Origin of the sequence: Streptomyces turgidiscabies Car8 (assembly GCF_000331005.1) — a bacterium.
GTDB lineage: Bacteria > Actinomycetota > Actinomycetes > Streptomycetales > Streptomycetaceae > Streptomyces > Streptomyces turgidiscabies.
This window is the reverse complement of sequence record NZ_AEJB01000184.1, coordinates 1-13,094: the sequence shown is the minus strand read 5'-3', so window position 1 is coordinate 13,094 and position 13,094 is coordinate 1. Positions and strand designations below refer to the sequence as shown.

The window sequence follows — 13,094 nt, the reverse complement described above, 5'->3', positions numbered from 1 at the left end:
ACATAACACTCGTCGTGTGCGGCAGGTCGGCCCCGGCAGGGGAAAAGGCGAGTGAAACCGCGGCCCGCTTGTTGACCCGGCTGCGAGAATTCACGTATGGCCGAGATCATCCAGCGCGACGGGACCTGGGTCTTCGACGGCAGCACGGTCAGGATCACGCCGGGGCTCCACCGTTCCGTGCCGCTGTTCCGGCAGACGTACGGCGAGGTCGCCGTGCCCCTGGAGGCGGTCTCGGGCATCGTCTACGAACCGGAACGCAGGCGCGGGCGGCTACGGCTCAGGCTCCGCGAGGGCGCCGACCCGCTGCTCCAGGCGACCACACGCCCCACCGGCAGACCGGTCCCGCTAGATCACTGAGGGATCACCTGCGGTTTCCGCGGAAGTGGGTCGTCCCCCCTCCGGCGACGGTGACCCAGAGATCCGCGCCATGGGGCAGGGCGTCCTCGATGTTGATTCCTCCGTAGTCGAAGCGTCCGTCGCAGTAGCCGCAGACGCCGTCAGGGTGATTGATGTACACGCGGCCCTGCCGGATGTTGTTCAGCCGCATGTAGGCCGCGGCCTGCATCTCGACGTGGTGGCGGTTCTGCTCTGTCATGCCCGGAATGGTCCGCCAGTCGACGACGCCGTTGGTGTCACGAGCCGCGTTGCCGTCCCGGCTGAGGAACCCGCCGGAGTCCGGTCCACTGCCCAGCGGAATCTGCTCGACCTGGGTGTCCAGCACTCCCGAGGTCTGGTGCGTCTGCTCGGAGGCCCAGACTTCGCACGCCTCTCCGCTGGTGTTGTGGTTGAGGACCGAGGTCCCCGCCGCCACCACGTAGAACGTGTGGAGATCGCCGACGGTGAGGTTGTGGACGGTCGCTTGCTGTGCCGTCCAGCGCTGGATCGCAGCGATCTGGACGTAAGTGCCGGCGCTCGTCTGCAGCCACTGGCCCGACTTCAGGTCGGTGGCTGCGATCCACTCGCCGAGCTCGGGGACCCAGAAGGGGTGGCCGTCGGTCGCGGTGACCTGGGCCGTCTTCGTGCCCTTCTCGCCGTCGGTGTCGATGGTGACCTTGACGAGGTGCTTGAGGCCCTGGCCCTTGATCTCGGCCGTGACCGTCTCGGTCCGGGTCTCGCCCGTCTTCGGGTCGGTCGCGACGATCTTGTCGCCCGTCCTGACCTGCTCGATCGGCTTGGTGGAGCCGTCGGCCATGAGGACCTTCGTGCCCGGCACGAAGCTGTTGCAGCCACCGCCTCCGTCGGTCCTGCCCGAGCCACCGCTGCCGCTGGATCCACCGTTGTTGCGCGAGGAACCGCCGGAGCTGCCGCCGGGCTTGGAACCGCCGCCCTTGCCGCCCCCTCCGGAGCCCTTGCTGGTGGACACCTTCGGGGCCGCCTTGGCCTGGGCCTGCTTCTGGACGGCGTTGCCGGTCTTCTTCGTCTGGGCGACCGCCTTGTCGGCCGTTCTCCTGGCCTGTTCGGCGGCTTTCTTCTTCGCTCTCTGCGCGGCCTCCTTCTTGGCCTTCTCGATCGCCGCCTTCTTCGCCCTCAAGGCCGCCGCCTCGGCCGCCTTGGCGGCCTTGAGCACGGCCTCGGCCGCCTTCTTGGCGGTTTTGAACGCCTGGATGGCGTCGATGGTGCGGTTGATCGCCTTCAGGACCGACGGGATCTTGCCCAGCTTCGTCCACGGAATGGCGTCCAGGATGATGCTGCCGCACGACCACATGTCACCGCCGAAGCAGGCCATCGCGTCGTTGATGCCGATGAAGTCCTTCAGCGTTTCCCAGGCGATCGCGAGGATGACCGAGGACAGTGACTTGCCCATGGTGGACTGCGCCTGCGCGACCTGGGCGGCTGACAGACCCGCGCCCACGAGGGCCGCGGCCCGCTCGGAGGCGGTCAGGTTGATCGCCAGACCGGTCGGGTCGGAATGCGTGACCGGGTTGTTGTGCGCGTAGGCGTAGCCGTTGGACTGCAGCGGGTCGTTCAGGTCCACGATCGGGTCCGCGGACAGGAAGCGTCCCACCACCGGGTCGTAGAGCCGCGCGCCCAGCGGCTGGAAGCCGGAGGCGTCGTCCCGGGTCTGGCCCGTGAAGCCCTGGTGACTCTGGAGGTTCGCGCCGGCGACGTCGGCGGACCGCTGGTTGCCGAACGGGTCCTGCTTGCGGATCCGGACGGGCATGCCGGTGCCGAGGACGACCTCCGCGTACACGCTGGCCTGATGGTCCATGGTCTGCGCGACCAGGGACTCTCCGCCGGTTCCGTTGGCGTAGCGCATGACCGCGCCACCGGGTGAGGAGTAGGTGCGCTCGGTACGGACCAGGACGCCGCCCGGCTGGACGGTGACCTGGGCGTCGCCCAGGTTCAGCGTGGCCTGCTTGCCCTGGATGGTGAGGAGCCGTTGGCCCGTGGGCCCGTAGATGTGCCGGGTGTCGGACTGCGGCAGCCACTGCTGGGCTGCCTGGGCCGCGTCACAGGTGGCCAGGACGATCGGCGTGGAGTTCACGTTCGCCGAGCCCTGCACCGTGAGGCACAGGTTGGAGTCGGCGTGCGTCAGCTGACCGGCCGCGTTCCGCTTCAGGTGCTGTGCGGCGGTGCCGTTGCACTTCTGCAGTTGGACAGCGGAGCCCGCGGCGTTGGCGGCCGGCTGGAGACACCAGGTGTCGTAGACCTCCAGGGTGCCGAGGTTGGAGCTGGGCTGAGGAACAGCCGCTGTGCCGGGGACCGGGTCGAAGTGCCAGTTCTGCGCCACCGTGGAATTGCACTGGTACAGCTGGATCGGCTGGCCCGCGGTGGCGAGGCCGGACTTGAGGTCGAGGCACTTCTGGCCGAGACCCACGTACGGGGTCTTGCCGCCGGTGCCCTGACCGGTGATGCGCTCCACCTGGCCGTCGTAGGTCCAGGTCAGTTCCTGCTTGTCACCGTTCTCGACCGAGGTGATCGTCTTGGTCTCGCCGGTCAGCTCGTACAGACGCGTAGCCTCGGCCGTGACCTGTGCACCCGTGGGCGCCTTGTAGGCCTTCGACACCTTGGTCAGCGTGTGCGGCTGGTCCTTGGCGGCACCCTTGCCGTACGCGTACGTGGTGACGGCGTTCCTGGTGGTGTCGCCGCCGAGGTTGTTCTCGGTCAGCTCGGTGCGGTTGCCGAGCAGGTCGTACTCGTACTCCTGCCAGTAACCGGAGCCGTCGTTGCCCGCGGCGACACGGAGCGTGCCGTCCGCGTTCTTGTTCAGAGTGCCGTCCGGGTTCCTCGGGTTGACGCAGGCCACTTGGTCCTTGGAAGTCCAGGCCGCCTTCAGCTGACCCAGCGGGTCGTAGTCGAAGCACTGCCGCTCCTCGATCCCGACGGACTTCTCCTGGATCGAGGTGACGTTGCCGGCCGGGTCGTAGGTGTAGGCCCGGTTCGACACCAGGTTGCCGCCGACCAGACTCGCGGCGTTCTGCTCCCGGTAGACCTGCTGCTCCTTGAGCTCACCGCTGCTCTCGTCGAACGCGTTCTGCGTCCAGACCCGGTAGGGCTGGGCACCCAGGGTCGAGCGGAGCAGCTGGCCCTGCGGGTCGTACACGGTCTCCGAGCCGTACCAGTCCTTGCCGGAGACGGAGAGCGGCTTGCCGTCCTTGTTGTAGCGGACGACCAGCTTCTCCTCCGCGAACTTGCCGATCTTCGGAAGGGTGCTCTCCTCCAGCACTCCGGTGTCCGAGTAGGAGTAGTCGTAGGTGTAGTCCTTGTCCAGACCCCACGCGACGGCGATGGACTCCGGCAGGGACAGCGTGGTCGAGGTCGGCTGGTAGTCCTTTGTGTAGCCGTTGACCTTCTGCGTGTACGCCAGGCCGTCGGTGTAGCGGGTGGCCTGGGCGGGCATGCCCTTGCCGCCGGCGACGAGGTCGTACGCGTAGTCCGCGAGGACCGTGCCGTTGGCGTCGCCGAGACGCTGCTGCTTCGGCCGGGACAGTTCGTCGTAACCGTTCCAGACCGTCACACCGCGGGCATTGGCCGAGGTCAGCATTCGGTCCCGGTTGTCGTACGTCATACGGGTGGTGCCCGAGTCCGGGTCGGTGGAGGTCTCCATCCGGCCGCGGTGGTCGAACGACCAGGACCACGGGTGCGCCGTGTCCGCGGAGTTGACCGCCTTCACCATCTGACCGTGGTTGTTGTACTCGTAGGCCATCGAGACCCGGCCGCCCGGGGCTGCCGGGTCGAAGGTGTCCACCCGGGCCGTGCGGCCCAGCGCGTCGGTGAAGACGCGGTAGGACGAGGCGCCCTGCGGGTTGACCACCTTTGACCAGTCCTCGCCGTACTCGTACTTGGTGGCCCGGTCCTCGTACGCCTTGGAGAACGACTCCTTGGAGATCGGGTCGACCCACTTGAGGTACGGCGTCTCCTGCTTCACGCGGCCGAGACCGTCGTAGGTGTAGCGCGTGATGTTGGGGACGGTGACGTCCGAGACAGGGATGAACAGCTCGCCCGGCCTGGCCTCATCGGTCAGATAGGCGTTGTTCGTCTGGTAGACCTCGCCGGACGTGTTGTACAGCGTGTCGGTGATCAGCCAGCCGCCGTCGTTGTCGGCCTCCTCCTGCGTCTGCCGCTCACGGCCGAGGCCGTCGTACAGGGTGACGGAGGTCTCGACCCGGTTCTCGTAGCCCCGCGCGTAGCTGGTGACGTACGGAGGCTTGCGGATCTTGATGTTCGGGTCGGCCGGGTCGGTCTCCTCCGCGGGGATCGTGTAGACCGCGCGGAAGTCCGGCACCGACGAGGCCGAGGGGGTGCGGCCCGGGGCCCACGCCTCGGATAGCCGGCCCAGCGGGTCGTACTTCGCTTCGCTGACCAGGTCGTTGGCGTCCTTGGTCGTCAATGTGACTGATCGGCCGGGCTCCAGTTCCTGGATCTGTCTGTGCCCGAGCACGTTGGTCGTCGTGACCCTGAAGACCTGGCCAGTGGCCGGCCCCACGGAGTCGTAGGCGATCGTCGAGGACTTCGGGACCGGCTTGGCCAGCTCGTCCGGGTCGGTCTGCCGGACGACCCGGCCGATCGCGTCGAAGCCGGTTGTGCCGTCGGTCAGGAATCCGGTGCCGGTGCCGTTCAGCGACCACGACTCGGTGGCCAGACCGCGGGTCGAGCCCGACAGCGCCGTTCCGTAGGAGGCGCCGTCGTACGCCGTGCGAGTGGCCCCGCTCAGCGTCGTGAGGTCGGTCCAGTTGGCGTTCGCGCAGGTGGTGGGTGAGACGAGGACCTGTTTGCTGAGACCGATCAGGTTCTTGTCGGTCTGGTGCACGTACTCCGACTTGGTGCACGACTCGTCGCCGGTCTTGTTCGCCGCCGCGTCGCCCAGGGACTCCACCAGGGTCGGCAGGCCGTACGTCGGGTCGTACGTCGTCGTCGTCCGCACCGTGCGCACCGTGCGGGGGTCGTCGGTGTTGGTGCCGGACGACTTGGTGTACGCGATCTCCTCGGGCTCCGTGACCCGCCAGGCCCGCAGCGGGGTCAGGCCGTCCTCACGGTTGCGCCTGGCGAGTTCGGTGGCCTCGGGCTTGGTGCTGGAGCGGGTCAGCCAGTCGGAGTCGGCCTTCGTGGAGTCGACGTAGCTGAGCTCCTCGGCGATCCGGCCGGCGAACGGCTCCTCGTCCTTGGCTATCTCGGCGCCCGTGATGTCCTTCACGGACACGGTGTCGCCGAGGCCCCGGAAGTAACGGGTGACGGCCTTGGAGCGCTGGCCGGCGGTGTCCGGGGTGCCTTCGTCGTTGACCGGGCCCGTCAGGACGGTGGTCTGCTCGACCCCCGCGAACTGCGAGTAGGTGCGCTGGGACTTCTTGCTGAACTCGGCCTCGGCGAGCTTCCAGGCCGGGTTCTTGTACTTGTACTCGGTCCTGGTGGTGAAGTTGCCGTCGATGTTCGGCAGTTCCTCGACGGTGTCCACGACGTACTTGTGGAACCAGTCGATGTCCTCGACCTCGGGGTCGGGGTTCCAGAACGACGGATAGCAGAGCCGGTTGTTCGTCTTGAGCCGGCCCTGAAGCCGGGCCATCGCCTGGGCGCGTTCCTCGCCGGGCTGCTGGTCGAGCAGGGGCAGGTCGCCGGTGAGGCAGTCGCCCTCGATCGGCTTGTAGCGGACGATGGTCTCGCCGCCGTACTCGTTGATCACGCGGGTGATGCGGAGCCGGGAGAAGCCGGGGCGGTGCGAGTTGACCGCCTTGACCCGGTTGGGCATGTCCTCGGCGTTGGACTCGAACCGCACCGAGTTGAGCGCGACCTTCGCGTCGGTGGTGCCGTTGCGGCCGTATCCGGTGCGCTGGACCGACTCCAGCCACAGGGCGGTGTTCGGACCGGTCTTCAGCCTGGCGAAGCTCTGCTTCAGCAGGTACTCGTCGACGACCTGGCGGGCGGCGGTGTCGGTGCGCCGCTGGGCCGAGGTCGTGATCTTGTCGAGACGCTTACGGGTCCAGAAGGTCGGGCCCGCGTTCCAGCACTTCTTGCCGGACTCGCAGCGCAGGTCGGCCGGGGTGTCGAACCAGGGCCGGTAGTTGCGCGGGTCCTTGGACTTGAAGTTGGTCTCGGAGCAGGTGACGTCGTTGACGGTGTAGCAGCGCTCCTCCACCGAGAAGCCGACACGGGCCGGGGCCGCCTCCGTGAAGATGCTGTTGGCGCGCTGGCCGTAGTCGATGTGGTCGAGCCAGCCGTCGCGGTCGTAGACGACCGGCGCCTTGAAGTTGAAGTTCCGGGCGTAGTGGTTCTGGTCCTTCTTCCACCACAGCGACATCGCGTTGCCGTGAACGTCCTCGACGTAGTCGAGGCCCCAGCGCCAGCCCTGTGTGCAGTGCGAGTTGGTCCAGTCGGTGGTTGTCGGGCCCTTGTAGCAGTCCTCGTCGGAGTGGTTGCCGTAGACGGGGACCGTGAGTACCGAGTCGGTGGTCGGGTCGTCGGCGGCGGTGCCGTGGTCGTTCCAGTTCGGGAGCTTGTTCTTGCCGAAGTGGTATTTGATGCCGTCCCTGGTGGTGACGACCCAGTACTCACCGTCCCTGGCTCCGTTGCCGGTGGCCTCGCCCTTGATCAGCTGGACGGTGGAGCCGTCGCCGTTGGCCGTGAACCACTTGCCCTTGATCTCGTCCCACACCAGTTCGGTGGTCATACCGCCGAGGGAGAGGGTGGCGTTCTCCGAGCCCCAGCAGAGGTCCGCGGTGCGGTGGGTGGAGTTGTTGGAGCCCGCCTTCTTGGAGTCCTGGCGGCAGTTGGCGTACGTACGGGTGATGGAGCCCGCGTTGTAGTCCCAGCCGTCACCGATCCAGGAGGCCTGGTTGTTCGAGGACGAGGTGCGGCCGTCGACGGACTGCGAGGAGTACGCCAGGTTGACCTTCGGCATCAGACCGCCGGCGGTCTCCGGGACCTGCGCCTGGTACGAGTACGTGAACGCGCCCGAGGACGAGCCCGACGACCAGGAGCCGGAGGACAGCAGCGGCGAGGCCGTGAAGTCACCTGAGACCGACGAGCCGATGTCGAGACCGCCGACAGCGGCACCGCCGTTCGCGGCGACCGCGGGCTGGACGCCGTCGCGGTAGGAAGCCTGTGACGCCTTGGTGGGGGCGAAGCCCTCACCGACGAGGCTGGAGACCGGGATGCTACCGCCGAGGATCTTGCGGGTCGTGGCGTCCTTGGCCGTCCTGGTGTTGGTGGGCGCGTTCTTGGCCGGCACGGTCCTCACCGTGCTGCGCAGCCGCTGGAAGTTCTCCTTGCCGTTCCTGACGTCCTTGTCGCCCTCGGAGACGGACATCGTGGCCATGCCCTCGCCGCCGCCGTCGGCGCAGTCGCCCTCGGTGGGGGAGGAGTACACGCACTCGGGCAGCAGCATCAGACCGAAACGGTCGGCGGCCTGCGGTCCGTAGAGGTCGGCGAAGCCCGTGGTGTCGATGCTGATCGCGACCTCGGCGGCAGGGTCGACGGTGGCCGGCGGGGTCAGCTTCATGACGATGCCGGAGACGCCCGCTTCCTGCGAGGTCGTCTGCGGGGCCACGCCCACCGTCCAGGCACCGGCGAGGTCGGCGGGGTCGCCGCCCGCCGGAACACCGATGGCGACGGGCAGGTTGTTGCTGACCGGCTTGGTGGTGCCCGGCGCGTCAGCCGTGGAGAGGGTGGCGCTGCCGGTGCCGGAGGTCCACGGCGCGACCGCGTCGGGGGTGTACGGGACGACCGGGTTCTGGGGAGCCAGGGTGAGCGTCTTGTCCGCTGCCTCGTCGCCATCGACCTCGGTGGCCTCCGGCAGGTCCGGGAGGTCGACCTCGGCGATCGACTTCTCGCGTGTCATGTCCGGGCCGGGAACGGCGAGGGCCTCCCCGCCCAGACTGGTCACCGTCAGCGTCGAGGACAGCAGAAGAATGGTCGCCGTGCGGCTTCGCCGCCGACGCCTGCGTTGTGACTCCGTCAGGACCGGGCGTCTGCGCCCCAGCCATGACAGTGGACCTGAAGCACGCATACGCGTCGACTCCCACCGTGGCAATTCATTCAACGGACGAGGTGCGCGAGCACCTGAGGGCACACGTCTGGCTCAGGCGCGTGCGTGCGCACTCTCCGTCAGGTCCACCGCACGGTTCAAGATCGGCCACGTGGCCGGTGCGCTCTGAGAAGTGATCTGTGTCACGGGGTGAAACGCATCAGATCATCCTGTCGACGACTCATCAGGTGAAGAGGAGTAATCACCTGATCTTGGTCAATGCGGCCTCTAAAAGTCCTTAAAACGGACACAGTTGGCACACCGTCACATCCGTTTCCAATGTTCATAACAAATCCTTAACTTCTTCATACATGGACGTGATACGGCGAATGTGTGATCGTATGCCCGCCTCCTGCCCCGCGGCCTGCCGAACGGGGCTGTCCGCGTTTTTCTCGTTGCCCTCAATCCGCTTGGTTCCCACGGGAGTAGACCGCCGTGACCGCGCCGCCCCGATATCTCAGCCCCTTCGTGCGCACGCGCACCCGGCTGTCCCTGACTCTCGGCCTTGTGCTGGCCGCCCTGACCGCCTCCCTGCTGCCGTGGTGGCAGCCGGACGACACCCCGCCGGCCCGCGCCGACGGCACCACCGGCACCACCGACGCCACCCGCGCTTCGACCGGCCCGCGCGACGAGGCCACCGCGACGGCCGAGGCCGCGCGCACCGGCAAGCAGGTGCTCGTCGACACGGCGACCACGGCCACCGCGCTGACCTGGGCGCTGCCCGACGGGCAGTTCAAGACCCGTATCACGGCCACGCCGACCCGGGTGAAGAACGCCGCGGGCGCGTGGGTCCCCGTCGACAACAAGCTCCGGCGGACGGCCAAGGCCCCTCGTGGACTCGGCGTCGCACCCAGGAACCCCGTCGTCCCGGTCCGCTTCGCGAGCGGCACCGCGCAAAAGGCCCGCGCCGACCGGTCGTTCGCCCGCGCCGAAACGCCGGGTGAGACGGTGCTCGCCGAGGTGGAGCTCGACGGGCACACCGTCGCGTACACCTGGCCGGGCGCCCTGCCCGAGCCGGTGCTGGACGGACCGCGCGCCCTCTACTCGGAGGTGCTGCCCGACGTCGACCTGCTGCTCGTGGCCCGTGAAGAGGGCGGCATGGCACAGGTTCTCATCGTCAAGACGCCCGAGGCCGCACGCCAGGAGGCGCTGAAGACCGTCAGGTACAGGCTGCGCTCCGACACCGCCGTGTTCCGGCAGGACCGCAAGGCCAGCAGGGTCCGGGTCCTGGACAAGGCCGGCAAGGAGGTCGGCTCGATCCCCACACCGTTCGCGTGGGACTCCAGCGGCCGAGACCCCGAGCTGCGCCCCGGCACCCCGAACCGTACGTCGACCACCACCCCGGCAGAGGTGCTGAAGCTGTCCGGCCTGACCGGTGTCGAGCCGGGCGCCAACTCCGCGCCGCTGCCGATCACCCTGGACGGCGAGAACACCCACGACGCCCGACTCGGCCTCGGCTTCGCCGCGACCGGCTTGGCCGCACGCGAGGACGTCACCTATCCGCTGTTCGTCGACCCGCCGCTGAACCCCGGCTGGGACGCGTGGACGGTGGCCTACAAGCCGTACCCCAGCACCAGCTTCTTCAACGGCACCAACTTCTCCTCGGGCACGTCCGAAGCCCGCGTCGGCCACGAGAGCGACACCGGCGGCACGGCCCGCTCCTTCTGGCGGATGGACTGGTACAGCAGCATCAAGGGCGCGGAGATCACCAGCGCCACCTTCAAGGTGCTCAACACCCACTCCTGGTCCTGCACGAGCCGCGAGTTCCAGATCTGGCGCACCGGCCCGATCTCGTCCGGCACGACCTGGAACGCGCAGCCGAGCTGGTCCGACGAACTCCAGCGCAAGTCCTTCGCGCACGGGTGGTCGAGCTCCTGCCCCAACGACTACGAGGCCTTCAACGTCAAGGACGCCGCCCAGTACGCCACGAACAACGGCCACTCGACCCTCACCCTCGGCATGCGGGCCAGCAGCGAGTCGGACACCCAGACCTGGCGCAAGTTCAAGGCGACCGACGCGAGCATCGAGGCCGTCTACAACCGCCCTCCGTCCGAGCCCACCAAGGGCTCCTCGAAGCCCGGCGGTGCCTGCACGCCCGGACCTGGCGCGGGCGTGACGGTCGGCAAGACCAACATCACCCTGTCGGTGACCGCCAAGGACCCCGACAACAACATGAGCAAGGTCCGCTTCCGGTTCTGGAAGACCGGCAGCACCGTACCGGCCGGCACGTACGTCACCATCGGCGCGTCCGGCGGCACCTCCTCGCTGACCATCCCGGTCACCGACGCCCGCCTGAAGGACATCACCACGACCACCACGTTCTCCTGGGACGCCATGGGCCAGGACCTGGCGGGTGTGACATCCAGCAACTACCCGCCGGGCACCGAGCCGTGCCGCATCACGGTCGACCCGAGCGGCCCGTCCCAGCCCGAGGTCACCAGTGACGTGTTCCTGGAGGCCACCCCGAGCGGCACCACCTGGGCGACGGTCAAATTCGGCACGATCGGCCCGATCACCTTCGAGTCACCGGGCGCCGTGCGCTTCCAGTACGCCTGGGGCGGGGTCGCCCCGAAGTCGGTGAACGCCGACGCCAACGGCATAGCGACGGTCCCCGACCTCCAGCCGTTCAACGCCGGCCCCAACACCCTCCAGGTCTACGCCTACGACAACCTCGGCAATCCGAGCGTGCGAACGGACTACACGACATACGTCCCGCCGAAGGAGAACGCCGACACCCCCGGTGACACGGGCGGCGACGGCACCCCCGACCTTCTGGTCATCGACGCGGCCGGTGCTCTGAGGACCTACCCGGGCCAGAAGCCGGACGGCGAGCTGTACGGCCAACTGACGTCCTCGTACGGCAGGAACGCGGACGGCACGACCCTGCTGAACCCGCCGGGCCACTGGTACGACGCCGCCTCGACGCTCGGCAACAAGGCCGCGCTGATCGCCCACTACCAGGACACCTACCCCGGTGACGGCACGACCGACCTGTTCGCCCGCACCCCGGACGGCGGCTTCTGGCTCTACCCGGGGGACGGCTACGGCTCCTTCGACGTCACTCAGCGCATGAAGATCCGCCTGCCGTCGAACGCGCCGGCCCCGTCGACGTGGACCCAGTTGAAGGCCCTGGGCGACGTCACGGGTGATAAGCTGCCGGACCTGGTGCTGAGGACGGCGGCGGGATTCTGGGTGCTGTCCGGCTACACGGGCGGCAGCGTCCAGACGGCCACGATGATGAACCCGGACGCCTGGTCCCGACGCGACATCGTCAACCTGGCCGACATGAACAAGGACGGCGTGGCCGACCTGCTCTGGCGCAACCTGGACAACGGCAACCTGTACCTCCGGCGCGGCAAGCCCGGCACGGTGACGGGCAGCGTGGACCTCAACTCCCTGATGCTGGGCTCGAACGCCGTCAACGGGGACGAGTCCTTCGGCACCACCTGGACCGAGGCCAACGTCAACGCGGCGATCGGGATCCCCGACATCAACGGTGACGGGATCCCGGACATCTGGGCTCGGTTCGCTTCGGACGGACACATGTCCGTCTATCACCCGGCGACCAACTGGGCCAACGGGCCCGTCAAGACGGTCATCGGCTCCGGGTGGAACGAGAAACTGGCGTTCGGGTAGGCGATCGGCCTGCGGCGACTCTGATCCGTACAGGCGAGCCCCTGGTGCTGCTGTTGTGGCGCCGGGGGCTCGGCCATTGCTCGAACAGCCGCGTCCGCTGGGGCGCCGCGGCCGGGGGTGGGCCGGATACGGAGCGCTGCCGAGGCCTCAACGGACTGACGCAGTACGCCTCTTGGAGTCCGGAGCTACTGTACGTTCCTGTTATGAAACCGGGCAAAGATGTCGAGAACTCCGAGTCACGCTTCTCCGCGGTGCTGTTGGCGGCAGCGAAGCTTCCTGGGGTGCGTATCGACCGGGAGGCGTACCTCCGTAGTGCGCTGGCGCGCCACTGCTCCGAGGACGAGGTGCGAAGAGCGGTGGAGGAGACCCCCGCTGCTGCGGGCATCACTGCCGAGGTTCTCGACAAGGTGGCCAACGATTCCATCCGCTTCGAAACCGCCAAGGTCAGCGCTCTCTCCGCCGCCGCCGGGGTCCCCGGCATCCTCGCCCTTCCCGCCACCGTGCCCGCCGATGTGGCCCAGTACTTCGGCCACATGGTGCGTATCGCGCAGAAACTCGCGTACCTCTACAGCTGGCCCGATCTGTTCTCCGACGACGGCGATGACGTCGATGACGCGACCATGGGGGTGCTCACGCTGTTCTTCGGCGTGATGTTCGGAACCCAGTCGGCGAACGCCGCTGTGGGGAAGGTCGCCGGGATGATGGCGGAGCAGGTCGCCAAGAAGCTGCCCCAGAAGGCGCTCACCCAGGGTGTCATCTACCCGATCGTGAAAAAGGTCGCGGCTTACCTCGGCGTCCAGATGACGAAGCAGTCCTTCGCGAAGAGCGTCTCGAAGGCCATCCCCCTCGTCGGGGCCGTTGTCTCCGGAGGGCTCACTCTCGCGACCTTCCTTCCGATGGCCAGGAGGCTCAAGAGGCACCTCTCCAGCCTGCCGCTGACAAACCCGTCCTACCGAGTCGCGGACGAAGACGTCGTGGAGGGGGAGGTTGTGGAGGGGGA

Annotated in this window: 3 protein-coding genes and 1 pseudogene; 3 read left to right on the top strand and 1 reads right to left on the bottom strand. The window is 68.0% G+C overall.

The window, feature by feature from the left end; genetic code table 11:
- Positions 1-96: 96 nt before the first annotated feature.
- Positions 97-318 (top strand): annotated as a pseudogene (locus STRTUCAR8_RS11395) (DUF4429 domain-containing protein); the annotation flags it as partial.
- A 43-nt stretch (positions 319-361) separates the two neighbouring features.
- Here STRTUCAR8_RS11395 and STRTUCAR8_RS11390 read toward each other — a convergent pair.
- The gene (locus STRTUCAR8_RS11390; protein ID WP_006375807.1) at positions 362-8,317 is read right to left on the bottom strand and encodes a ricin-type beta-trefoil lectin domain protein; all 7,956 of its coding nucleotides are present in this window, start codon (positions 8,315-8,317) and stop codon (positions 362-364) included.
- Positions 8,318-8,893: 576 nt separating this feature from the next.
- On the opposite strand from STRTUCAR8_RS11390, the gene STRTUCAR8_RS11385 reads away from it, so the two are divergent.
- Both STRTUCAR8_RS11385 and STRTUCAR8_RS11380 read left to right on the top strand, forming a co-directional pair.
- Positions 8,894-12,094, top strand: a complete 3,201-nt coding sequence (locus tag STRTUCAR8_RS11385) for a DNRLRE domain-containing protein (RefSeq protein WP_006375806.1) — start codon at positions 8,894-8,896, stop codon at positions 12,092-12,094.
- A gap of 203 nt (positions 12,095-12,297) precedes the next feature.
- Positions 12,298-13,094, top strand: a 797-nt coding sequence (locus tag STRTUCAR8_RS11380) for a hypothetical protein (RefSeq protein ID WP_006375804.1), incomplete at its 3' end; no start/stop codon positions are given.